At 62.6% G+C, this 22742-nt stretch carries 21 protein-coding genes; 12 read left to right on the top strand and 9 right to left on the bottom strand.

Features of this window, described 5'->3' with window-relative positions:
* The first annotated feature begins 291 nt into the window (after positions 1-291).
* From F3H95_RS11505 to F3H95_RS11485, 5 genes are read left to right on the top strand one after another with little or no spacing between them, the layout of a single operon-like run.
* A complete protein-coding gene (locus F3H95_RS11505; RefSeq protein WP_142881116.1) occupies positions 292-1209 on the top strand; it encodes a branched-chain amino acid ABC transporter permease in 918 nt (305 codons plus the stop codon).
* Between the two features lie 2 nt (positions 1210-1211).
* Positions 1212-2141 carry a branched-chain amino acid ABC transporter permease gene (locus F3H95_RS11500; RefSeq protein WP_142881115.1) on the top strand — a complete coding sequence of 310 codons (930 nt, stop codon included), beginning with the start codon at positions 1212-1214 and terminating at the stop codon, positions 2139-2141.
* Positions 2138-2944 carry an ABC transporter ATP-binding protein gene (locus F3H95_RS11495; protein WP_149746066.1) on the top strand — a complete coding sequence of 269 codons (807 nt, stop codon included), beginning with the start codon at positions 2138-2140 and terminating at the stop codon, positions 2942-2944. The genes F3H95_RS11500 and F3H95_RS11495 overlap by 4 nt, the downstream gene beginning before the upstream one ends.
* Positions 2934-3671 (top strand): ABC transporter ATP-binding protein, encoded by a 738-nt coding sequence (locus F3H95_RS11490; RefSeq protein ID WP_185969720.1) that lies wholly within the window; start codon positions 2934-2936, stop codon positions 3669-3671. Before F3H95_RS11495 ends, F3H95_RS11490 begins: the two co-directional genes overlap by 11 nt.
* 46 nt (positions 3672-3717) lie before the next feature.
* Positions 3718-4899, top strand: coding sequence for an ABC transporter substrate-binding protein (locus tag F3H95_RS11485; RefSeq protein WP_185969719.1), 1182 nt, complete (start codon positions 3718-3720; stop codon positions 4897-4899).
* A gap of 131 nt (positions 4900-5030) precedes the next feature.
* Here the strand turns inward: F3H95_RS11485 and eutC are convergent, their stop codons facing one another.
* Positions 5031-5807: an ethanolamine ammonia-lyase subunit EutC gene (gene eutC / locus F3H95_RS11480; protein WP_149746220.1), complete on the bottom strand. Its 777-nt coding sequence runs from the start codon at positions 5805-5807 to the stop codon at positions 5031-5033.
* A gap of 10 nt (positions 5808-5817) precedes the next feature.
* Positions 5818-7209, bottom strand: coding sequence for an ethanolamine ammonia-lyase subunit EutB (locus F3H95_RS11475; RefSeq protein WP_149746064.1), 1392 nt, complete (start codon positions 7207-7209; stop codon positions 5818-5820).
* A 429-nt stretch (positions 7210-7638) separates the two neighbouring features.
* On the opposite strand from F3H95_RS11475, the gene F3H95_RS11470 reads away from it, so the two are divergent.
* Together F3H95_RS11470 and F3H95_RS11465 are read left to right on the top strand one after the other, a co-directional pair.
* Positions 7639-8664, top strand: a complete 1026-nt coding sequence (locus F3H95_RS11470; protein ID WP_149746063.1) for a four-carbon acid sugar kinase family protein — start codon at positions 7639-7641, stop codon at positions 8662-8664.
* Position 8665: 1 nt separating this feature from the next.
* Positions 8666-9373 (top strand): FadR/GntR family transcriptional regulator, encoded by a 708-nt coding sequence (locus F3H95_RS11465; RefSeq protein ID WP_149746062.1) that lies wholly within the window; start codon positions 8666-8668, stop codon positions 9371-9373.
* A 32-nt stretch (positions 9374-9405) separates the two neighbouring features.
* On the opposite strand, the gene F3H95_RS11460 is transcribed toward F3H95_RS11465, so the two are convergent.
* Genes F3H95_RS11460 through F3H95_RS11450 form a run of 3 tightly spaced genes read right to left on the bottom strand, consistent with a single transcriptional unit; the run spans position 9406 to position 12679 of the window.
* Entirely contained in the window at positions 9406-10524 is a 1119-nt protein-coding gene (locus F3H95_RS11460) for an iron-containing alcohol dehydrogenase (RefSeq protein ID WP_149746061.1), read from the bottom strand.
* 5 nt (positions 10525-10529) lie between these two features.
* Positions 10530-11486: a 4-hydroxythreonine-4-phosphate dehydrogenase PdxA gene (gene pdxA, locus F3H95_RS11455; RefSeq protein WP_149746060.1), complete on the bottom strand. Its 957-nt coding sequence runs from the start codon at positions 11484-11486 to the stop codon at positions 10530-10532.
* A complete protein-coding gene (locus F3H95_RS11450) occupies positions 11483-12679 on the bottom strand; it encodes an exo-alpha-sialidase (protein ID WP_149746059.1) in 1197 nt (398 codons plus the stop codon). The genes pdxA and F3H95_RS11450 overlap by 4 nt, the downstream gene beginning before the upstream one ends.
* Positions 12680-13052: 373 nt before the next feature.
* Between F3H95_RS11450 and F3H95_RS11445 the strand changes: the two genes are divergently transcribed.
* The 5 genes from F3H95_RS11445 (at position 13053) to F3H95_RS11425 (ending at position 19074) form a co-directional block, all read left to right on the top strand.
* Positions 13053-14564, top strand: a complete 1512-nt coding sequence (locus tag F3H95_RS11445) for an ABC transporter substrate-binding protein (RefSeq protein ID WP_149746058.1) — start codon at positions 13053-13055, stop codon at positions 14562-14564.
* Positions 14565-14674: 110 nt separating this feature from the next.
* Complete coding sequence (locus F3H95_RS11440; protein ID WP_149746057.1) at positions 14675-15589, top strand: ABC transporter permease; 915 nt, start codon at positions 14675-14677, stop codon at positions 15587-15589.
* 12 nt (positions 15590-15601) lie between these two features.
* Positions 15602-16531 (top strand): ABC transporter permease, encoded by a 930-nt coding sequence (locus F3H95_RS11435; protein WP_188134363.1) that lies wholly within the window; start codon positions 15602-15604, stop codon positions 16529-16531.
* Positions 16524-18131 (top strand): ABC transporter ATP-binding protein, encoded by a 1608-nt coding sequence (locus F3H95_RS11430; protein WP_149746056.1) that lies wholly within the window; start codon positions 16524-16526, stop codon positions 18129-18131. Before F3H95_RS11435 ends, F3H95_RS11430 begins: the two co-directional genes overlap by 8 nt.
* 34 nt (positions 18132-18165) lie before the next feature.
* Positions 18166-19074, top strand: a complete 909-nt coding sequence (locus F3H95_RS11425; protein WP_149746055.1) for a dihydrodipicolinate synthase family protein — start codon at positions 18166-18168, stop codon at positions 19072-19074.
* 147 nt (positions 19075-19221) lie between these two features.
* On the opposite strand, the gene F3H95_RS11420 is transcribed toward F3H95_RS11425, so the two are convergent.
* From F3H95_RS11420 to F3H95_RS11405, 4 genes are all read right to left on the bottom strand, one after another.
* Positions 19222-19728, bottom strand: coding sequence for an acyl-CoA thioesterase (locus tag F3H95_RS11420; protein WP_149746054.1), 507 nt, complete (start codon positions 19726-19728; stop codon positions 19222-19224).
* Positions 19729-19868: 140 nt separating this feature from the next.
* Positions 19869-20798, bottom strand: coding sequence for a sugar kinase (locus F3H95_RS11415; protein WP_149746053.1), 930 nt, complete (start codon positions 20796-20798; stop codon positions 19869-19871).
* A 5-nt stretch (positions 20799-20803) separates the two neighbouring features.
* On the bottom strand, positions 20804-21856 hold the full coding sequence (ugpC, locus tag F3H95_RS11410; RefSeq protein ID WP_149746052.1) for a sn-glycerol-3-phosphate ABC transporter ATP-binding protein UgpC: 1053 nt from the start codon (positions 21854-21856) through the stop codon (positions 20804-20806).
* A gap of 51 nt (positions 21857-21907) precedes the next feature.
* Complete coding sequence (locus F3H95_RS11405) at positions 21908-22729, bottom strand: carbohydrate ABC transporter permease (RefSeq protein ID WP_185969736.1); 822 nt, start codon at positions 22727-22729, stop codon at positions 21908-21910.
* Between the last annotated feature and the right edge of the window lie 13 nt (positions 22730-22742).

Raw genomic sequence — 22742 nt, 5'->3', positions numbered from 1 at the left:
ACAACATGTCACGACATTTAAAGAGACAAATTTGAAAATGTCGCGATTTTCGATGGCTCCCATGGGCCGGCTCTATGAGAGCTGCGCATGAAGAGTGAACAAACGAAGCGCCAGAAGGCGCTCAAAGTGGGAACAAAAGCGTTGAAATCTTATATTCTGGAGGGTTTTCCCGCGATCGTCAGTCGCTGATGTTGTCGCCGACTTTCCCGCCTCCGTGTCGAGGTGTGGCGATTCCGGTGATCGACCTTTTGCTTTCGGACGATATTTGTATACAAAATTGCGGGAAATCCAATGTTGTTGCTGCAGCAGTTGCTGAACGGCGTCATGCTGGGGAGCGTTTATGTCACGGTTGCCGTGGCCTTTACGCTGACCATCGGCGTCCTGAATTTTCTGAACTTCACCATTCCCACGCTGTTCATGCTGTCGGGCATGGGCGCATGGGCGCTGACGAAGTGGGGGCTGCCGCTGGTTCATACGCCCCCGTTTCCCTGGCCCATGGCTCTGTTGTTTGCGATTGTCGTAACAATCTGTGCCTCGCTGGTCGTGGAGCGCTTCACCTTTCGCTACATGAAGACGAAATATGGCGATGCGACCGAGCATGCGATCCCGCTCGTGAGTTCTCTCGGCTTCCTGCTGATCATCGAGAACCTGATGCGGATCGGCTACGGCACGGAAGCGCAGCGGATCGCTGCCTTCGACTGGGACAATACGATCACCGTCGGCGGCCTGTTTCTCAGGGTGCCGCAGCTGGTCAGCCTGCTGCTCGCGCTGCTTCTTGTTGCCGGGCTGAACTGGGTCCTCAAGCATAGCCGCATCGGCCGCGGGCTGCGTGCCATCGCCGAAAATCCCGATGCCGCCAACATTCTCGGTGTGGATTCGCGCCGCCTCGTGCCCGTCATCTTCACGCTGACCGGCGTTCTCTGCGGTCTGGCCGGCATTCTCTTTGCGATCAACTATGGCGAGGTTTCGCCGACCATGGGCGAGGATATCGGTTCCAAGGCGATTGCCGGCATGGTGATCGGCGGACTCGGCTCGATCTGGGGTGCTGTTCTGGGCGGCCTGATCATCGGGATCGCCGAAATGCTGACGATCCATTTCTTCGGCGCCGACACCGTGCAGGTCGCCGTCTGGGGCCTGTTGCTGATTGCGCTTTTCGTGCGTCCGCAGGGCCTGCTCGGCCACCATTCCATCGGCAAGGGAAAGCTTTGACCATGAGCGGTTACTGGACAGGGATCCTGACGATCCTCTCGATCAACGTCATCATGGCCTATGCGATCTTTCTGCCGGTCGCGACGGGTCAGCTCAATCTGGGAGGCGCAGGCTTTCAGGCGCTCGGCGCCTATACGGCTGCCTTTCTGTCGGCTGTTGCGGGGCAGTCCGCCTGGGCCACCATTCCGGCCGCCATGGCGGTCGGCGGTGTTGTCAGCATGGCAATTGCCTTTCCGCTGCTGCGCACCAGGGGCGTCTATCTCGTTCTCGCCACCTTCGCCTTCGCCGAGGTCGTGGCCGGGGCGATCCTCAACACGTCCGAACTGGGCGGTGCCATGGGGCTCTCCGTTCCCGAATATCTCGACTATCCCGTGCCCATCATCGCCGCGATCCTTGTGACCCTCTTTGTCTTCTATCTGATGGCGACGCGGTTCGGGCTGACGATGCGGGCCTGTCATGACGACGATGTGGTGACGGATCTGCTCGGCGTGTCGATCCGCGGGGTTCGCGTGGCAGCCTTTGCCATCGGCGGTGCGCTTGCCGGGCTCGCCGGAGCGCTCTATGCCCACACCTTCAGCTTTGTCGAGATCCAGAGCTTCAACGCCTCCCTCTCCATCTATGTTCTGCTCTATGTCCTGCTCGGCGGCACGCAGTCGGCACTCGGGCCCCTGTTCGGTGCGGCCTTCTTCACGCTGCTGCCGGAAGTGCTGCGGGCCGTGCTGCCGCAGGTGAAGGGTGCCTTGGCCGGCTTGTTCGGCATTCAGGGAGCCCTTTCTCCACCCGATGAAAGCTGGCGCTTCGTCATCCTGGGCGTGCTGACCGTGCTGATGATGATGTACCGTTCCGAAGGCCTTATCACGCGCACGCTGATCGAAAGACTGAAGCCCGGCCGTCATCCGGCCAGCGCGACCGTAGAGGAGGCCTCGGCATGACGCACACCACGGACCGCAACATTCTGAGCCTGCGCAATGTCTCCAAGCGCTTCGGCGGGCTTTCGGTGATCACCGATGTCAGTTTCGATGTGCCGGCCGGTGCCCGCATGGCGCTGATCGGCCCGAACGGGGCCGGCAAGACAACGATCTTCAACCTGATTTCCGGTTTCTACCAGCCGAACGAGGGCGAGATCCTGCTCGAATCCCGGGCGATCCAGGGCATCCCGTCGCGCAAGCGCATTGGTCTCGGCGTCGCCCGCAGTTTCCAGAATATCCGGCTGATGCCGCATCTCTCCGTGGTGGAGAACGTGATGCTCGGCCAGCAGGCGCGTGCCGGTGGCATTCTGGACATGCTGAAGCCGCTGTCGCTGTTCGGTCGCTCCGCCTGGCATCGGGAGGCGGAACAATTGCTGGCCGACATGGACCTTCCCACCTATCCGGGCGAGGTCGTCGCCACCCTGCCATACGGCGTGCGCAAGAAGATCGAGGTCGTCAGGGCTCTTGCGGCACGTCCGAAGCTGCTGTTGCTGGACGAACCGGCGGCCGGTCTCAATGCGGCCGAGACCGACAATCTGACGGCCTTCCTCAAGCGCATCAGCGAGACCGGCGTCACGCTGCTTGTCGTCGAGCACGACATGGGCCTTGTCCGGCGGCTCTGCGACGATGCCGTCGTGCTGAACTTCGGCCGCAAGATCTATGACGGGCCGACAGCCACGGTTCAGGACAATCCGCTGGTGCTGGAGGCCTATCTCGGGCCGCGCCATGCGTCAAAGGACAGGCAAGGAGCTGCCCATGTTGCTTGAAGTTCGCGGTCTTGATGTACGCTACGGACGCACCCATGCCGTGCGGTCGGTCGATCTCGATCTGGCCGAAGGTGAGATCGTCACCGTGCTCGGCGCCAACGGGGCGGGCAAGACCTCCCTGCTGCGCGCACTGCAGGGCGCGGTGCGCGCAGCCGACGGTTCGATCCGCTTCGCAGGCGAGGACCTCACCCATGCCTCGCCCGCCGACCGGGTGCGCCGCGGCATGATGCTGGTGCCGGAAGGACGGCAGATCTTCGTCTCGATGACCGTCCATGAGAACCTCATGATGGGCGCCTATCTGCGCAGCGATGGCGACTGGATGCGTGACCTGAAGGAGGTCTATGATCGTTTTCCCAATCTCGCCGAACGGCGCGACATGAAGGCAAGCGTGCTTTCGGGCGGTGAGCAGCAGATGCTGGCGATCGGTCGCGCCCTGGTCAGCCGCCCGCGTCTGATCATGCTGGACGAGCCCTCGCTCGGTCTCTCGCCTCTGTTCGTCAACAACCTGTTCGAGCTGATCCGCGAGCTCAATCGCGGCGGCATCAGCATTCTTCTGGTCGAGCAGAACACGGCCATGGCGCTGGAAACCGCCAGCCGTGGCTATGTGCTCGAACTCGGACGCGTGGTGCTGGCCGATACAGCCGAGGCGCTTGCGGGCGATCCCGCGCTTGCCGCCGCCTATCTCGGAGGCCACGCGGCAGCCCCGGCCGCCATCCAGACGCTTTGACCGATCCAGCCAACAAAGATCACCCCATCATCATCAGGAGAGTGCCATGAAAGTCGGGTTTCGTTTCCTTGCCACTGTTGCGCTGCCGGCCCTGCTGGCCGGTTCTGCGCTGGCGGATAATACGATCAAGATCGGCAACATCGTCGCCACGTCGGGAACGCTGAAGGGCGTTGCCGAACCGGCCGTCGTATCGGCCGATATCGCGGTCGCCGAGATCAATGCCGCTGGCGGCATCAATGGCAAGAAGGTGGAACTGGTGCGCTTCGATACCGGCTCCGATCCGAAACAGGCCTCTGTCGGTGCCCGCAAGCTGATCCAGGATGATGGCGTGCTCGCCATTCTCGGTCCCTTTTCCTCGGGCGAGGCTTCCGTGGCCTTCAATGATGGCGAACGCCTGAAGGTTCTGATGATGCCGAACTCGGCATCCACGCCGGGGCTCACCGACAACCGCAATTATGCCTGGCGTCTGACGGAAGACGAATCCAAGCAGTTCACGCGCATGCTGAATTCGCTGAAGGCGCATGGCGTGAAGATGGACAAGGCCGCCATCGTCTACATCTCCGAAGAAGTCGTCTCCAATGCGTCCGGCACCAAGCTCTACCCGATGATCTTCGACAAGCTCGGCATCAAGTATGATCCGCCGATTCCGGTCCAGTACAAAAGCTTCGACATGTCGGCCCAGGCAGCGCAGATCCTGCAGGCCAATCCCGACATCGTCGCCATTGCCGCGCTGCCGGAATCGGCCTCCAAGGTCATCAAGGAGCTGCGCCGCCAGGGCTACAAGGGTCGTATCATCGGCTCGCAGATCTTTGCCGATCCGAACGTCGTCGAACTGTTCGGGCCGGAAGGCGAGGGCGTCATCATGGCAGCAAGCTTCTGGAAGGGCTTCAGCCCGCGCGCGCAGGCTTTCAACGACACCTTCGTGGCCGCGGCCGAAAAGCGCGGCATCCACAAGCTCGGCGCCCACCATTCGGATGCCCAGACTTATGACACCCTGTTCCTGATGAAGCAGATCATGGAAAAGGCCGGCGTCACCGGAGATCCGTCTAAGCTTTCCGCCGAGCGTCAGGCGGTTGCCGACCAGATGAAAGGTGTGACCTTCTCGGGCATTCTCGGCAACAATATCTGCTTTGCCGGCCATGACGCCGAACTGCCCGGCTATGTCATCGAGATCAAGGATGGCAAGTGGACAAAATACGACGAGGCGCCTGCCGATCCCTGCAAGTAACGGGGGGCCGCCCGGTCACGCCCGGTTCGACCGGGCCGGCTATTCCGGACGCCGATCATCTCGTTGTCGGAATGCCTCGCGTGCGCGGCGTGGGGCATTTGCCGTTTATGCGTAAGGATCTTGCTCCGAACCTATTCGGCTGCGCTCAGCTGCTTCGTCGCAGCCTTCAACGCGACACCGCTGACCCGGGTCTGGATCATGTCGCGGATGAGGCCTGTGATCAGGTCTGCGGCCTCGCCGATGGCCATGCCGCCCTCGCGGATGTTGGAGATGCAGTTGCGAGCGGAATCGGGGGTGCCGGATTTCGGGTCATAGGTGAGGTAGACGCCGAGGCTGTCTGCGGCCGAAAGCCCGGGGCGCTCGCCGACCATGAGGATCGTCAGCCGCACGCCCAGCGCCTCGCCGACGGGGTCGCCGAGTGCAACGCGGGCCTGGTTCGCCAGGACGACCGGTGCAATTGCGAGGCCGAGAGAGGCAAGCTTCGGCACGAGCGCCTCGATCAGCGGAACCGCGTTGAGATCGACCGCGCTTGATGACAGCCCGTCCGCCACGACGATTGCGATATCGTACGTGCTGTCTGCGGCTGCCTTATGGAGGCGATCCGCCGATTGCTGAGTCAGCAGCCGTCCGAGATCGGGCCGACGCACATAGATGCTGCGATCGGCGGCCCGGCTTTCCACCTTGATGACGGAGAGGTCAGCACGGTTCAGCCGCTCGCCAAGCGCCTGCGTATCGACGCTGCGCCAGACGGCTTCGCGGGCTCTGGCATGGTCGAGCTGGAAGGACAGCTGCGCCCGTGTGGGTTGCCCTGAGCCGTGGCGTCCCAGCGCCACGCGCGCATTGGTCATCGCCCGAAGGTCGAGCACGGGTTCGTGTTCCGAGGCTGCGGTTTTCCGCACGTCAATCATCCGTCCCATGTCAGGCTCCGATCTGCAGGCTGTCTTGAACATAGTGGGACAGGGCGGCCGGCGCGCCGCGCAGCCTGCCGTCCTGGTCCGTCAGTCCGATCTCGGCAAGCCACGTCTCGAATTCCGGCGCCGGCGGCCGCTTCAGTGTCTCGCGGCAATAGATCGCGTCGTGGTGCGACAGCGACTGATAGTTCAGCATGATGTCATCGGCGCCGGGCACCGTGATGACGAAATTGACATTGGCGGCGCAGAGCAGCGTCAGCAGCGTATCCATGTCTTCCTGATCGGCATCGGCGTGATTGGTGTAGCAGACATCCACCCCCATCGGCAGGCCGAGCAGCTTGCCGCAGAAGTGATCCTCGATGCCGGCCCGGATGATCTGCTTGCCGTTGAAGAGATATTCCGGACCGATGAAACCGACGACCGTATTGACCAGCAGCGGATCGAATTCGCGCGCCACCGCATAGGCGCGGGCTTCCATGGTCTGCTGGTCCACGCCGAAATGCGCATCCGAAGAGAGTGCCGCGCCCTGGCCGGTCTCGAAATACATGATGCTGGCGCCCGGCAGACCGCGCTTCAGCGACCGGCCGGCCTCGTGCGCCTCCCGCAACAGGGCAAGATCGACGCCGAAGCCGCGATTGGCCTTCTCTGACCCCGCAACCGACTGGAAGACGAGATCGACGGGCGCGCGTCTTTCCATCGCCTCTATGGCCGTCGTCACGTGGCCGAGGCAGCAGGTCTGGGTCGGGATCGCAAGCTTCTCGCGCAATTCGTCGAGCAGCGAGACAATGCGGATGTAGTCTTGCGTACTGTCTGTGGCAGGGTTGACGCCGATCACCGCATCGCCCGAGCCCATCAGCAGGCCGTCGATGGCGGAGGCGAGAATGCCGCGGCTGTCATCGGTCGGGTGGTTTGGCTGATTGCGCGTCGAAAGCCGCCCTGAAAGGCCGATCGTGTTGCGGAAGCGGGTGACCACCTGGCGCTTGGCCGAGACCGTGATCATGTCCTGCAGCCGCATGATCTTCGAGACGGCCGCGACCATTTCCGGTGTCAGCCCCCAGGTGACGGCTTCCAGCTGCCTCTGCGTCGTCTCCGGCCGCAGCAGCCATTCCCGCAATTCACCGACAGTCAGCGTCGAGATGAGCGCAAAGGCTGCCGGATCATGTTGCTTAAGGATCAGGCGGGAGACTTCGTCGTCCTCGGCCGGGATCAGTTCCTCGCCGAGAAAGGCCTTGAGCGGCAGGTCGGCGAGCGCCATCTGTGCGGCCAGCCGTTCGACCGGCCCCTCGGCGGCAAGGCCCGCCAGCTGATCACCGGATCGCTCCGGACTTGCCTTGGCAAGCAGCGTCTTCAGGTCATCGAAGCGAAAAACCGTCTGCTCGATCGTTGTCTGGTAACTCATTGTCGTCGCATGGTCCCGGATGGTGGTGCTGGCAATGTCTTGCGGAGAAGATATCGCAGTGCACCAGATAGATGATGTCATAACGCCTTTTTTTGTGCGTTGCACACCGGAAAACGACGCGCCGGATTGTCGTGTGTTCCCTGGCGGCGGAAACCGCGGGGAGGGGGCGGAGCGTACGAAGACGTAGGAAACGCCCGGACAATAGTGTGGCTGAGATGGAGGGTCGCCTGAGCCGTATCCTGCCGTGTTGGCACCGATCCCGGATCCGAGCGACAGGAGGGGTGCTCCGGTTGGGGCGCAGATGCCTGTTTCAGGGACGCGCACTCTTGATGGACTGTCACCATGCAATTGGTGAACTGGAAAATTATTATTTTGAAATCACTTGTTTTTTGCCATAATAAAACATGACAACAATTGCGGGGTGCGGTCTTGTTGCTGGTCATTGCCGACGACCTTACGGGCGCGCTGGATTCAGCGGCGCCTTTTGCCGGGCGGGGCTTGCATGCTGAGGTCGCCCTGACCCTCGAGGGCATCGCGCCTGCACTGGCAGAGCGGCCGGACGTTCTTTCCATAGATCTTGCCTGCCGCGAAAAGACGGCGCAGCAGGCACGAGCGCTCGCCACGTCGGCACTTCGCCTGTTGCCTGGCGAGTCAACGATCTTCGTGAAGATCGATTCCCGAATGAAGGGGCATGTCGAGGCTGTTCTTGATGCGATTCCGTTCTCGCGCGCCCTCGTTGCCCCCGCCATTCCCGAGTTTGGCCGGATCGTGACGGACGGCGCGGTCAGGGGCTTCGGCGTCGAGACGCCGATTGATATTGCAGCAGCGCTTGGTCGCCACGTCAGAGCCTGCGATGTTCCTGATACGGTGTCGCAGGTGGATATGATCGAGGCGCTTGCCCAGGGCCAACGGGAGGGGTGTGATCTCTGGGTGGGCGCGCGAGGCCTTGCCGACGCCCTTGCGCAATCGATGCGCAATGTGCTGCCGCAGCAGGCGGGCATCCCGGCGGGGGCAGCCCTCCTTGTAATCGGATCGCGCGATCCGATTACGCTTCGGCAAATCGAGCGGTTGCGACAGTCCGTCGAGATCGATGATCGACCGGCGGAAAACGGGCGGCTCGTCAACCGCTCTGCCATCGCAAAAGGCATCACCCTAATCCAGGCCGTCGACGGCGCCGAGGTTTGCAGCGCCAAAGAGGTATCTGACCATCTTGCGGAGGGTGTCGTTCCCGGGCTGGTCGATCAGGTGAAGACCCTGCTTCTGTGCGGTGGTGCAACGGCGGAAGCCGTTCTGCACCGCATGGGCATTCACCGGTTCCGCCTGTTGGGGGAATGTCTGCCGGGGCTGGGGCTTGCGCAGACCGGCCAGCACTGCATCATTGCAAAATCGGGCGGTTTCGGGCAACCCGATACGCTGAGGGAAATCGCAACCATAATTCTCGGGAAGACGGGCTGAGATGGGGCTGACAGACGGCGCGGCGCGCAAGGCATTGCCGGATATCGTATTCGAGCGCATGCATCGGGCGATCAAGTCCGGTTCCTATGCGCCGGATGAGCGCCTGCCGACGGAACATGATCTGGCGGCCGAATTCGAGGTGTCGCGGCCTGTCATTCGCGAAGCCCTGCGGCGTCTGCGCGATCAGGGGCTGATCTATTCGCGGCGCGGCGCCGGCAGCTTCGTGCGGGCGCTCGGTCTCAAGGAGCCCCTGGGTTTCGGCCAGCTGGAAAATGTTGCCGATCTGCTCAACTGCTACGAGTTCCGGCTGACGCTGGAGCCTGCCGCCGCAGCCTCTGCCGCACTTCGCCACGATGCGGGTGACCTTGCCAGCATCCGCCAGGCTCTGGAACTGCTCCGGGACGCCACGAACCGCCAGTCGCATCGCGAAGATGCCGACTATCAGTTCCATCTGGCCATCGCGCGTGCGGCACAGAACAGCTACTTCTTCACGGCAATGGAAGCGCTCAAGGATCATATCGCCGTCGGCATGAAGTTTCACGGCGCCTCGGTGAAGCGGGAAGCCTCCGGTCTATCACGTGTCTTCAGCGAGCATGAAGCGATTGCCGGGGCGATCGCGGCGCGCAATCCGGAGGCTGCCAGGCAACTGATGCATGACCACCTCACCGGTTCGCGCGAGCGCCTTTTCCAGTCTCCCCGACGGGACTGATCCCCCGGCTTCTCGCTTGATGTCGCCGCCCGTCAGAGGGCTGCCTCGTAGATTGCCGTCACGTCCTCAATCGACATGTCGATCGGGTTGTTGTCCATCAGGCGACGAATGGAATGGGCATCCGCAGCAAAGCGGGGCAGATCCTCCGCGCGGGCGCCGTGGGCGGCAAGCGACATTTCGATCCCGAGTTCGGCGCAGTAGTCATGGGCCGCCACGCAAAGCGCGTTCTGGCCGAGGCTCTCGCCCAGGCCGAGAGCGGCCGCGATTTCCGCCGTCTTGCCCTCCGCAGCCGGCTGGTTGAAGGCCAGCACATGCGGAAAGACAATCGCGTTCGCGAGGCCATGCGGCAGATGCAGCAACGTGCCGAGAGGGTAGGCGATGGCATGGCCTGCCGCCGTGTTGACGGGCCCGAGGCAGATGCCGCCGTAATAGGAGGCCAGCATCATCCCCTCGCGGGCTTCCGTGTCGCTGCCGTCCCGTACCGCGCGCTTGAGATACCGTCCGACAAGCGCGATGCCCATGCGGGCAAAGCCGTCGATCATCGGATGGGCGCGACGGTTGGTAAAGGCCTCCACGCAATGCGCCATGGCATCCACGCCGGTTGCCGCCGTCACGGCCGGCGGAACCGAGAAGGTGAGTTCTGGATCGAGGACCGCCAGATCCGCAATCAGATGCGGGCTTTCGACCGCAATCTTGCTGCCCTTTTCCATGTCGGTGATCAGTGAGCGGATGCCGGCCTCCGAGCCGGTGCCGGCGGTTGTGGCAACCTGGGCCAGCCGTGTCCTTCGCCCGGCCACGCGGTTTGGGCCTGCCACATCCGCGAGCGTCTGTTCGCTGTCCCAGAGGGCGGCAACCAACTTGGCGACATCCAGCACGGAGCCGCCGCCCAGACCAACGACGAGGTCCGGTTTTGCCTCGCGTGCGGCTGCCAGTGCGGCGTCCAGGGTCGCCATGTCAGGTTCGCCGGGAATGGCATCGAAGATGCGCATGCGGCCACGGATCTGCAGCTTATCGGCAAAGCCTGCCGTGACGGGGGTCGCAATGACAAGCGTCGAGCCGGCATCGCCGGCCCACCCGCCAACAGTTGCCACAGTGCCGGCACCGATGGCGAGGCGCCGCGGCTGGTGAAGGGTAATCGGGGCAATCGCCATCGGGTTTACTCCTTGCCCGCGCGGCCGGCGACGAGCTTGCGCGCATAAGCAATCGCCGAGAGCATGTTGCCGTGGTTGGCAATGCCCTTGCCCGCGATATCGAAGGCGGTGCCGTGATCCACGGAGGTGCGGTCGATCGGCAGGTCGACGGAGACATTGACCGCCGTATCGAAGGCCACGAGCTTGATCGGGATATGGCCCTGGTCGTGATACTGGGCAACCACCAGATCGAAGGCGCCGGAATAGGCGCGATGGAACACGGTGTCAGCGGAGATCGGCCCGTAGGCATCGATGCCTTCCGTGCGTGCGGCGGCGACGGCCGGGGCGATCTGGTCCTCATCTTCCGTGCCGAACAGGCCGTTTTCGCCGCAATGCGGGTTGATGCCGGCAATGGCGATGCGGGGGCGCTCGTAGCCGATACGCTTCAGGTGGCGGTCGCCCGCGCGAATGGTCGCCAGCACTCGCTCTGTCGTCGCCCGCCGGATGGCCTCCTGCAGGGAGACGTGGGTGGAGACATGGATGACCTTCAGACGCTCGGAGGCAAGCAGCATGTAGGCGGCGGAGGAGCCGGTGAGGCTGCGCAGCATGCCGGTATGTCCGTCGTAGTGATGGCCGGCAAGATTCAGCGCCTCCTTGTTGATGGGAGCGGTGACGATGCAGCCGATCACGCCCGCTTCGGCATCGCGAACTGCCTTCTCGATGAAGCGGAAGGCGGCATCGCCCGCCACCGGAGACAGCGTTCCCCAGGCAAGCGGGGCGCCCTCGACCGGCAGGTCGACAACGGATGGTGCAAGATCGACCGGGAGGCCAAGCGCCGCGCGGGCGGCTTCCAGCGTCGCCAGGTTGCCGTAGATGCGGGTTGCTGCGCGATCAGCGTCAGACATGTCGGCAAGCGCCCGGACGGTGATTTCCGGGCCGACGCCGCACGGGTCGCCCATGGTGATGCCGATGATCCTGCTCATGCTTGTCTCCCGTCTGCGGCACCTGCCCAGCCGGGGGCAAGATGGACATATTTGATCGCGCGTCGATGGTAGGTGTAGCTGATGTGAAGGCTGCCGTCGGCGTCCTCCAGCAGCCAGGGATAGGACATTTCCAGATTGCGGCCATCTGTCGAATCGTTGGAAAGGCAGGTGCCGGGGCCCTCCTCGATCAGGATACGAATCGGGAAGGTTCTGCCTCCATCCTCGGACAGGCAGACTGCGACCGGTGCACGCGGCACGCCCCAGACCGGGATGCAGCCGCCGGCGGGATCGGCGTCCGGACGATCATCCTCCAGGCCGAGTTCATCGTAGAGCGATGCGCGCCTGTCGGTGGAGGTGGTCGCATTGACCGGATTGCAGATGACCGCGATCCGGCCATCCCGGAGCGCCACGGCTGCAATCGAGGAATTGTTGTTCGGGACGTCGCTCGCATGCGGCGCCGACCAGGTGCGGCCGCCATCGCTGCTTTCGGTGCGATAGACGAAATCTGCCTGGCGGCGACGGAAAAAGGCCGCCTGACGGTTGCCGGAAAGCGCGACCGGGCTCATGTGCACGCAGCCTGTGGACTGCGGCACCGCGCTCAGGTGCCAGCTTTTTCCTGAATCCGTCGAAATGCCGATGGCTGCCACGTCATGGCTCCCGTTCCATTTCTGGCCGGGGCGTTGCACGCAGCGGAAGATCGGCAAAAGCCAGGCGCCATCATCATGCACGCCGAGCGGCGCGCGAATGAAGCAGCCGGGCGGAAGATCCAGATAGCGCCCTTCGTCTGCCTTCAACCGTGTCGGGGCTGCCGGATCGCGACGCACCTCGGCCATGCGGATGCGGCATTCGTCCTGATTTCCGGCAGGCTGCGAGGTGTGAAACAGAAGCAGGCGGCCGTCCGGCGCAGCAAACAGCACCGGGTTCTGCTCCGAATGGAGAGGATCGAAACTCAGCCTCTGGGCTTCTCCCCAGTTGTCCGCGCCCGGCGCAAGCACACTTGCAAAGATGGAGATGTCGGATTTGCCCTCCAGCGAGCCACCGAACCAGGTACAGATCAAGGCGCCATCGGTCGTCGCGTGAAGGAAGCTCGCATGGTTCTGGACCATGGGCGAAGGCAGCAGCGCTTCACGGCGTCCCGTCGCTGTCGCATGGATGGCCCCGGTCATGCCGAAGGCTATTTCCTCAGGTGTCATAAGCCTCTCCTCTCTGGCGCAAGGATTGCCATTTTGCCAAAGTTGTCAAGTTTTATAATTATCGGATCGTCTTCTGTCGCTTCGGAGAATTGGAAATAAAATATTGAAAATAAATGATTTTTTTAGAAGTCAGAAAATTGTATGTGTCTGTTTGTCTGAAATAATTTGACAAACTTGTCTGGAAGTCCGATGGTTGGGGCAGCAACCGGCGAGTTTGGCGTGTGGGCTCGTGCGACCGGTCGGTCGCTGCATCTTTTCCTGATGTGGCCTTGGGGAGGGCAGGGGTGCAGCCTGCGTGAGGAAGACCTGTCCGCCGGGTTGGCTGGCTGATGGCGGGACATGATGATACGTCGCAACCTGGGAGGAGTATGACGTGAAGAAGACCTTGATTTCCGGTGCCCTGATTGCGGGTGCCACGCTGTTTTCGGCCTTGTCGCCCGCGCTTGCGGCGTCCGGCGCGATCAAGATCGTGCTGCCGGAAGAAGCGGACCTGCTCGAACCCTGCATGGCGACCCGTTCCAATATCGGCCGCATCATCATGGAGAATGTCAGCGAGACGCTGACCGAACTGGACGTGCGTGGCAAGAAGGGTGTCATGCCGCGCCTGGCGGAAAAGTGGGAGCAGAATGCCGATGGCAGCTGGCGCTTTCATCTGCGTCAGGGGGTGAAATTTTCCGACGGCACCGTCTTCGATGCCAAGGATGTCAAGCACAGCTTCGACCGCGTGATGAGCGACAAGATCACCTGCGAAGCCAAGCGCTACTTCGGCGGCATGACGATCACCACGAATGTGGTGGACGACAATACGATCGACATCAAGACGCAGCCTGTCCAGCCGATCCTGCCGCTCCTGATGTCGCTCGTCACGATCGTGCCGGAAAGCACACCGATGCAGTTTGTTCGCGAGCCGGTCGGGACCGGGCCCTACAAGCTGACGAACTGGACGCCGGGCCAGCAGATCGTTCTCGAAACCCGCGAGGATTACTGGGGCAAGAAGCCTTCCGTGACCAAGGCCACCTATCTGTTCCGCGCCGACCCCTCGGTGCGTGCCGCCATGGTGCAGACCGGCGAAGCGGATCTGTCACCCTCGATCTCGCAGCTCGATGCCACCAACCCGAAGACCGATTTCTCCTATCTCGACAGCGAGACGGTCTATCTGCGTATCGATCACAACATTGCACCGCTGAACGATGTGCGGGTACGCAAGGCGCTGAACCTTGCCATCGACCGTCAGGCCTTCCTCGGTACGCTGGTGCCGGAGGGGGCGGTTCTGGCAACCGCGATCGTTCCGCCGACGACGCTCGGCTGGAACCCGGATGTGAAGCAGTTCCCGCATGATGTGTCGGCTGCCAAGAAGCTGCTTGCAGAGGCCAAGGCGGCCGGCGTGCCGGTGGAGACGCCGATCACGATCATCGCGCGCACGGCGAACTTTCCGAACGTGACCGAGATCATGGAAGCCATCCAGGCGCAGCTTCAGGAAGCGGGCTTCAAGGTCGAGCTGAAGTTCGTCGAGGTGGCGGAACACGAGACCTATTATTCCAAGCCGTTCAAGGACGGGCGCGGGCCGCAGCTGGTTGCCGCGATGCACGACAATTCCAAGGGCGACCCGTCCTTCTCGATGTTCTTCAAATATGCTTCGAAGGGAACGCAGTCCGGCTTCTCCGATCCGAAGGTGGACGATCTGATCCAGCGCGCCTCTGCAGCCGTGGGCGATGAGCGGGCCAAGCTGTGGTCGCAGCTGATCGCCTACCTGCATGACGATGTCGTGGCGGATGTCCTGCTCTTCCACATGGTGGGCTTTGCCCGTGTCTCGGAAAAGCTCGACTTCAAACCGACGATCGCCACCAACAGCATGTTGCAGCTCTCCGAGATCGGCATCAGGTAAGGCGGTGGCCCGCCGGATGCCGCTTCGCGGCGTCCGGCATCTTCGTGGCGGCGGGCCATACCCGCTGCCCGCTTTCAGCCGTCGCCATCCGTGGGAAGGGGAGGACGATCATGCTCAGTTTCATCCGCAAACGCTCTGTCGCCAGCCTGATCTCGCTGGTCGGACTGATCGTGATGGTGTTCTTCCTGTCGCGCATGACCGGGGATCCGGCCTCGCTCTTCCTGCCTGTCGAGGCGTCTGCGGAAATGAAACAGCAGTTCCGGGAGTTGCACGGGCTGAACGATCCGCTGCTCGTCCAGTTCGGTCGCTACGTCGGCGATTTGGTGACCGGTGACCTCGGCGAATCCTACCGCAAGGCGCGGCCGGCGCTTGATGTCGTGACGGAAGCCTTCACCTGGACACTGTGGCTGGCCCTCATTACCATGAGCCTTGTCACCAGCGCCGCCATTGTCGTCGGTTCGCTGGCTGCCTTCCGCTCCGGCGGCTTTTTCGATCGCATTGCCTCGATGCTGTCGCTGATTGGCGCATCGGTGCCAGATTTCTGGCTGGCGATCGTTGCCATCGTTCTCTTCTCCGTCAATCTGGCCTGGCTGCCGACGTCAGGCACGGGATCGGTGCTCCACTGGATCCTGCCGATTGGCGTTCTCTTCGTGCGCCCCTTCGGCATCATCGTGCAGGTGGTGCGCGGCTCGATGATCAGCGCGCTCTCTTCGGCCTATGTGAAGACGGCGCGGGCCAAGGGGGTCCGTTCCGGACCGGTCATCTTCATCCATGCGCTGCGCAATGCGATGCTGCCTGTTATCACCGTGATCGGCGATCAGGCGGCGAGCCTGCTGAACGGTGCCGTCGTGGTCGAGACGATTTTCGGCTTCCCCGGCGTCGGCAAGCTGATGATCGACTCCATCCTGCAGCGTGATTTCAACGTGGTGCTGGCGGCCATTCTCGTCACGGCACTTGCCATCTTTCTGATGAACCTGCTGATCGACCTTTGCTACGCACTGCTCGATCCGCGTATCCGCCACTGAGGAGGCTACCCGTTGAGCCTGTCATCCACCGAAACCGATCCGGCGCTGCGCGAGGAGCCGTCTCTTGGCGTGCGCATGGGGCGTATGCTGCTGGCGGACAAGTTTGCGCTGGTGGCAGCCCTCTTCCTTGTCGTGATGGTCATTCTCGCCCTGGCTGGCCCGGCATGGCTTGGCGAGGAGGCGGTCAGGCAGAACCTGCGCGGACGCAATCTCGCGCCCTTCGACTGGTCGCGTGGCTGGATCTGGTGGATGGGGGCCGATGCGCTGGGAAGGCCGCTGTTTGCCCGCATTATCGTCGCAACCCAGAACACCCTGATGGTGGCCGCAGGTGCCGTTGTTCTATCGGCCGCGATCGGCACCTTTCTCGGCCTGATGGCCGGCTTTTCCTCGCCGCGCATCAGCCAGATCATCATGCGGCTCGCTGACGTCATCATGTCCTTCCCGTCGCTGCTGATCGCAGTCATCGTGCTCTATCTGCTGGGTTCCTCCATCGTGAACCTGATGGTGGTGCTGTCGATCACCCGCATCCCCGTCTATCTGCGCACCACCCGGGCGGAGGTTCTGGAAATCCGCGAGCGCATGTTCGTTCAGGCGGCCCGCGTGATGGGGGCCTCCAGCAACCGCATCCTCTTCCGCCACATCCTGCCGATCGTCTTTCCAACCCTGACAACGCTTGCCACGCTGGACTTCGCCTATGTGATGCTGGCGGAAAGCGCGCTCTCTTTCCTCGGCATCGGCATCCAGCCCCCTGACATTACCTGGGGCCTGATGATTTCGCAGGGACGCCAGTACCTGACCAATGCCTGGTGGCTGTCCTTCTGGCCGGGCCTGGCCATCATTCTCACCACTCTCTCGCTCAACCTGCTGTCGAACTGGCTGCGCATCGCGCTCGATCCCGTGCAGCGCTGGCGGCTGGAAATGAAGGGGCCTGCAAATGGCTGAGCATCTGCTGGACGTGCGCAATCTCTCCGTCGAGTTCCACACCGCATCCGGGGTGGTGAAGGCGGTGCGCAATATCTCCTACCACCTCGATCGCGGCGAAACGCTCGCCATCCTCGGCGAAAGCGGCTCCGGCAAGTCCGTCTCTTCGGCCGCGATCATGAACCTCATCGATATGCCGCCTGGCCGCATCACCTCCGGCGAGATCTTTCTCGATGGCGAGGATCTGCTGACGATGAGGCCGGACGAGCGGCGTGAGGTGAACGGCAAGCGGATCGCCATGATCTTTCAGGATCCGCTCAGCCATCTCAATCCCGTCTACACCGTCGGCTGGCAGATCCGCGAGGCAATGACCACGCACGGGCTCCCGAAGGATGCAGCGGATGCGCAAGCCATCCGCCTGCTCGGGCGTGTCGGCATTCCCGATCCGCAGGCGGCGATGGACAAGTATCCGCACCAGTTTTCCGGCGGCCAGCGCCAGCGCGTGATGATCGCCATGGCGCTGGCGCTGCGCCCCGATCTCCTGATCGCCGACGAACCCACCACCGCGCTCGACGTGACGGTCCAGGCCGATGTGCTGGCGCTTCTGAAAGAGTTGCAGCGGGAAATCGGCATGGGCGTGCTGATCATCACCCATGACCTTGGCGTGGTGGCTGAAATCGCTGACCGCGTGGTGGTGATGGAAAAGGGTGCGCTGGTTGAAAGCGGCACGGCGCGCGAGGTCTACAAGAACCCGAAGCATCCCTATACGCGCCGGCTGATCGCGGCCGCTCCCGGCAAGGGCGTCATGCACGAGGGGGAGATACAGGGTGAGGTCCTGCTCTCGGTGCGCGATGTCTGCAAGAATTACGGAGCATTCCAGGCCCTCAAGGGCGTGTCCTTCGACCTGATGGCCGGCCAGACGCTTGCAATCGTCGGCGAGAGCGGCTCCGGGAAATCGACGCTGGCGCGTGTTCTCCTGCGCCTCGACAAGCCGGATTCCGGTCAGGCGATCTGGAAGGGGAGGGACCTTTTCCAGCTGTCGCCAAGAGAGATTTACAGGCTCAGGCGCGATCTGCAGATGGTGTTCCAGGATCCGACCCAGTCGCTCAATCCGCGCATGACCGTCTTCCAGCTGGTGTCCGAAGCCTGGGTGATCCATCCAGACATTCTGCCAAGAGCGAAGTGGCGCGAGCGGGTTGCCGAACTGCTGCAGCAGGTGGGACTTTCGCCCGATCATATGCGGCGTTATCCGCACCAGTTTTCCGGCGGCCAGCGGCAGCGTATTGCCATTGCCCGGGCGCTTGCGCTGGAACCGCGCTTGATCATCTGCGACGAAGCGGTGTCGGCGCTCGACGTCTCGGTTCAGGCGCAGGTGATCGAACTGCTGGACAAGCTCAGGCGCCAGACCGGCATTTCCTTCATCTTCATCGCCCATGACCTGCCGGTGGTGCGGGACTTTGCCGATCAGGTGATGGTGATGCAGAAGGGCAGGATCGTCGAGCTTGGCGGCGTGCGGCAGATTTTCGAGGCGCCGCGCGAGCCCTATACACAGGCACTTCTGGCGGCGAGCCTCGATCCCGATCCGGATGTTCAGGCCGCCCATCGCGCCATACGGGCCTGACGGCCGCTATTTCCATCAACGGAGATTTTCTTTCATGTCCGCCCAGGCTTTTGTCGCCCTCGTCACCTGTTTCAACGAGGACGAAACAATCAATTTCGAAGCCACCCGTGCGCAGGTGCGCCGGCAGGTGGCAGCCGGCAACAACATCATGTGCGCCGGCACCAATGGCGATTTCACGGCGCTGACCTTCGAGGAAAAGGTGCGGCTGACCGAAGAAGTGGTGGACGAGGTAGCCGGCAAGGTGAAGGTCATCGTCAACGCCGGGATGCCCGCCACCTTCGAAACGCTGAAGCTGGCCCGCGCATTCGACCGGATCGGCGTCGATGGCATTGCCGTCATTACCCCCTTTTTCATCGCCTGCACGCAGGATGGCCTCATCCGTCATTTCTCGACGGTTGCCGATGCGGTCCGGACACCGGTCTATCTCTACGACATTCCGGCGCGCACGCAGAACCATATCGAGCCGGAAACGGCCCGCACGCTGGCGCGCCATGGCAACATTGCCGGCATCAAGGATTCCGGCGGCGCGCAGCAGACGCTTGAAGCCTATCTGCAGGTGGCGCATGATGTGCCCGGCTTCAATGTCTATTCCGGGCCGGATCATCTTGTTCTCTGGTCGCTGCAGAACGGTGCCGCCGGCTGCATTTCCGGTCTCGGCAATGCCCTGCCACATGTTCTGGCCGGCATTCTCGATGCCTTCAACCGGGGCGACATCGCCGAAGCCGAACGGCAGCAGGCAATTTATACGGCTTTCCGCACCGATCTCTATGCGCTGGGATTTGCGCCGGCCATGGTCAAACGGGCGCTTTACCTGCAGGACGCCTCGGTTGGTGCCAGCCGCCAGCCGGCACTGTTGCCGGACCCGCTACAGGACGACAAGATCCGAGAGATCCTCGCCCGTTACGGTATTGATGCCGGTATGGGACGCGCCGCCGGGCAATAGAGCGATACCAGCGAAAGCGGAGACCGGCTTTTGCGTCCGGAAGCGCCTGGAAACAGAGAGATAGATGGTTTCTGGCGGTTCCCTGTTGCCGGAAAAGCACCCGTCAAACGGTCAGAGACCATCACTCCGCACTGCCGATGACGGCCGTCATTTCTTTTTCAGTGCGTCAATGACCGAGGGCAGCAGGCGCTCTGCGAGTTTCTGGTATCCGCCGGCGGTCAGATGCTGCCCGTCCGACTGTCGCGGAAAGTCCTTGAACCAGGAGTTCGGGATCTTGATGAAGGCGATATGCCGTGCGGCAAGCTTCTGCTTGATCTCTTTCACATTGTCCGATCGATCCGTATCGGAATCCCGCACGCGGCCTGGCTGGAAGATCACGACCTTCGTGTCGCTCCCGAGGGTGCTGTCTAGCCTTGAGAGCATGGCGGCGGTCGTTTCACCGCCGTAAACGCCAGCATTCGCAACGGAAACCGCATAGCCCTTTTCCGCGAGCATCTTCTTTAGCTGAGATGGGTAATCTTCCCCGCGCGACACACCGTGCCCGTAGGTCTGGCTGGCGCCGATGGCGACAATCGTGGCAGCTTTCGCGGGCAGGGCTGATGCTGCAAGAAGCGATGCGATGGTGATGCGGATGAAGATGCTGGAAAGCGGCATTGCTTTACTTCGAGCCGTGCTGAATAATTCTTATGAAATATTGCGTTTCGGGTAAGGCGATGCGGTGTTGAGCTGTATGTATCCTGTCTCGCCAAGGTTGTTTCGAATACAACGACTTGGGTCTGGTGTTTCCGCGAACGTCAGAGGCCAGTTTGTACGGGCGAAAGACGTCGTAGCGCGGCTTGCGCATCGGCACGCAGCGGCATACCGCGGCGGCCTCCGAAAACGGTGCATTTCAGCGCAGCCGTCACCGAGCCAAGGCGGATGGCATCGGCAACCGACATCTCCTCGGCAAGACCAAGGGCGAAGGCGCCGTGAAACGCATCCCCGGCGGCGAGCGTGTCGATAGCGTCGATGGCAAGCGCCGGCTGATGGCACAGCGTTCTACCCTCCGGCTCCAGCCAGTAGCTGCCTCGTTCGCCGAAGGTGACGGACACCAGTGCAGTGCCGAATTGTTCTGCAAGGTCGCGCACGAGCGCTGCCTCGTTCCGTTCGGTGCTCAGGGAGCGGGCGGCAGGCTCGGAGAAGATGATGTGGGTTGCGAAGGCGGCGAGATCGCGCAGCGTGTCAACCGGCGCCACATCCCCGTCGAGGATGGCCGGAATGCCTAGGCCAGTTGCGACCCGCAGCACCTGACGTGCCAGCGCCGGCCAGCGCACATCCACCAGCACGGCATCGAAGCGGGCAAGGTCGTCTTCCGTCACGCGTGGCGGTTCGGCGTGCAATCGGTGATCATAGAAGGGTATGATCAGCCGATCGCCGTGGTCATCGACCAGAATTGTCGACAGCGCCGAGGGCGCTCCCGGTGCAATGCGCATGCCGTCTGTGTCTATCCCGTCTGCCGCAAGACCCTGCCGGATGCGGTGGCCTCTCTCATCATCGCCGACAGCGCCCCAGAGCGTCGCCGCGCCGCCGAGCCGCACCACGGCATAAGCGGCGCTCGACGCCATGCCCTCGGGGATCTGCACCATGTCATAGGGCAGAACCTTGCCTTCCCCTGTCGGCAAGGTGCGGACGCGGAAGATCGTGTCAAGGACGGCCGCGCCGACGCAAAGAACCTGCTTGGTCATGGTCGTCAGAGGCGAAGGCCGGTCTGCTTGTCGAACAGGTGGATCCGGGCCGGATCGATGTCGATAGAGACCGTGTCGCCGAACCGCACGTCCAGGCGCTCGCGGAACAGGCAGGCGATTTCCTCGCCGCGGGCATCAAGCTTGGCGTAGATTTCCGAGCCGGTTCCCTCGACCAGCGTCGCACGGCCCTCGATCCCGTGGGTTGCCGCCCGGATATGTTCCGGACGCACACCATAGACCAGATCACGGCCGCCGGCGGCGGCCACGCCCTGCGGCAGCGGCAGGATCAGGCCCTTCTTGGTGCGGAAGGCGCCTTCCTCGATGCGGCCATCGATGAAGTTCATCGCGGGAGAGCCGATGAAGCCGGCAACGAAAAGATTGGACGGGCGGTCGTAGAGTTCGAGCGGCGCGCCGATCTGCTCGATGTGGCCATCATGCAGCACCACGATCTTGTCGGCCATGGTCATGGCTTCCACCTGGTCGTGGGTCACGTAGATCGTCGTCGTGCCGATGCGTTGATGCATGGTCTTGATCTCGCCGCGCATCTGCACGCGCAGCTTGGCATCGAGGTTGGACAGCGGCTCGTCGAACAGGAAGACCTGCGGATCGCGCACGATCGCGCGGCCCATGGCAACGCGCTGGCGCTGGCCGCCGGACAGCTGGCGCGGATAGCGGTCCAGAAGCTTTTCGAGTCCGAGGATGCCCGCTGCACGCTGAACCTTGGTCTTGATCTCGGCGGGATCGGCCTTCTTCAGCTTGAGCGCAAAGCCCATATTGTCAGCGACCGTCATGTGCGGATAGAGCGCATAGTTCTGGAACACCATGGCGATGTCGCGGTCACGCGCCGGAAGATGCGACACCTCGCGCGGCCCGATGCGGATTGCGCCGCCGGTGACTTCCTCCAGCCCCGCGATCATGCGCAGCAGGGTGGACTTGCCGCAGCCGGAGGGACCGACCAGCGCCACGAATTCGCCGTCGGCGATGTCGATATCGATGCCGTGAATGACCTTCACCGCGCCGTAGTTCTTCTGGATGTTCTGGATATTGACGGTTGCCATGATGTGTCCTGACAAGAAGCGGGGGGGATTGAGGAGGGAGGGCTTTCGCCCTCAACCTCCCTTGACGGCGCCGGCGGTAAGACCCGCGACAATCTGTTTCTGGGCAAACATGGTCAGCAGCAGCACCGGCAGCGTGACGATCAGTGCGGCGGCGGCCAGCGGACCCCAGCTGACCTGTTCGAAGGACAGCATGTTGTAGACGGCGACCGGCAGCGTGCGCGTTTCGCGGTTGGCCAGCACGATGCCGAACACGAAGTTGTTCCAGGAGAAGATCAACGCCAGGATGAAGGAAACGACGATGCCGGGCTTGGCGATCGGCAGCGCGACCAGGCGGAAGACCTGCCAGGTGGTGGCGCCGTCAATGCTGGCGGCCTCTTCCAGTTCCTTCGGCGTCGTCTCGAAATAGCCGATCATGATCCACACCACGATCGGAACCGTGACCACGAGATGGATGATGATCTGCGGCCAGAGCGTGCCGATCAGGTTGGTCCACTGGAACAGCAGGAACAGTGGTATCAGGAAGGAAAGGCCGGGCGTCATGCGGGCGATCATGATGACGACCGCCGATTTTTCCGCCTTCAGCCGCGCGATGCCGAAGCCTGCGGGAACGCCGATCACAAGCGCGAGCAGCGTCGCCGTGCCGGTAACCAGAACCGAATTCCAGAAATAGAGGAGGAAATTGTTCTCCTCGAACACCTTCACATAGTTCGACCAGGCGATGTTTTCCGGAATGATAATCGGCGGATAGGCGCCGTTGTCGATCTCGTACTTCAGGGAGAGCGAGATCATCCACAGGAAGAACAGGATGACCGGCGAGATCATGACAAGCGCGACGAACAGCAGGCCGATCCGGTCCAGCGTCCGGTGGGTGATGAGCGGACGGGTC

Source organism: Rhizobium sp. RU35A (assembly GCF_900156005.1).
Taxonomy (GTDB): Bacteria; Pseudomonadota; Alphaproteobacteria; order Rhizobiales; family Rhizobiaceae; genus Neorhizobium; species Neorhizobium straminoryzae.
This window is presented reverse-complemented; position numbering and strand designations above follow the sequence as displayed.

Bases quoted from the DNA above. Each gene is read 5' to 3' on its own strand.
- F3H95_RS11505 (WP_142881116.1), top strand. From the start codon at position 292: ATGTTGTTGCTGCAGCAGTTGCTGAACGGCGTCATGCTGGGGAGCGTT.
- F3H95_RS11500 (WP_142881115.1), top strand. From the start codon at position 1,212: ATGAGCGGTTACTGGACAGGGATCCTGACGATCCTCTCGATCAACGTC.
- F3H95_RS11495 (WP_149746066.1), top strand. From the start codon at position 2,138: ATGACGCACACCACGGACCGCAACATTCTGAGCCTGCGCAATGTCTCC.
- F3H95_RS11490 (WP_185969720.1), top strand. From the start codon at position 2,934: ATGTTGCTTGAAGTTCGCGGTCTTGATGTACGCTACGGACGCACCCAT.
- F3H95_RS11485 (WP_185969719.1), top strand. From the start codon at position 3,718: ATGAAAGTCGGGTTTCGTTTCCTTGCCACTGTTGCGCTGCCGGCCCTG.
- eutC (WP_149746220.1), bottom strand. From the start codon at position 5,807: ATGATTGACGTGCGGAAAACCGCAGCCTCGGAACACGAACCCGTGCTC.
- F3H95_RS11475 (WP_149746064.1), bottom strand. From the start codon at position 7,209: ATGAGTTACCAGACAACGATCGAGCAGACGGTTTTTCGCTTCGATGAC.
- F3H95_RS11465 (WP_149746062.1), top strand. From the start codon at position 8,666: ATGGGGCTGACAGACGGCGCGGCGCGCAAGGCATTGCCGGATATCGTA.
- F3H95_RS11460 (WP_149746061.1), bottom strand. From the start codon at position 10,524: ATGGCGATTGCCCCGATTACCCTTCACCAGCCGCGGCGCCTCGCCATC.
- pdxA (WP_149746060.1), bottom strand. From the start codon at position 11,486: ATGAGCAGGATCATCGGCATCACCATGGGCGACCCGTGCGGCGTCGGC.
- F3H95_RS11450 (WP_149746059.1), bottom strand. From the start codon at position 12,679: ATGACACCTGAGGAAATAGCCTTCGGCATGACCGGGGCCATCCATGCG.
- F3H95_RS11440 (WP_149746057.1), top strand. From the start codon at position 14,675: ATGCTCAGTTTCATCCGCAAACGCTCTGTCGCCAGCCTGATCTCGCTG.
- F3H95_RS11430 (WP_149746056.1), top strand. From the start codon at position 16,524: ATGGCTGAGCATCTGCTGGACGTGCGCAATCTCTCCGTCGAGTTCCAC.
- F3H95_RS11425 (WP_149746055.1), top strand. From the start codon at position 18,166: ATGTCCGCCCAGGCTTTTGTCGCCCTCGTCACCTGTTTCAACGAGGAC.
- F3H95_RS11420 (WP_149746054.1), bottom strand. From the start codon at position 19,728: ATGCCGCTTTCCAGCATCTTCATCCGCATCACCATCGCATCGCTTCTT.
- F3H95_RS11415 (WP_149746053.1), bottom strand. From the start codon at position 20,798: ATGACCAAGCAGGTTCTTTGCGTCGGCGCGGCCGTCCTTGACACGATC.
- ugpC (WP_149746052.1), bottom strand. From the start codon at position 21,856: ATGGCAACCGTCAATATCCAGAACATCCAGAAGAACTACGGCGCGGTG.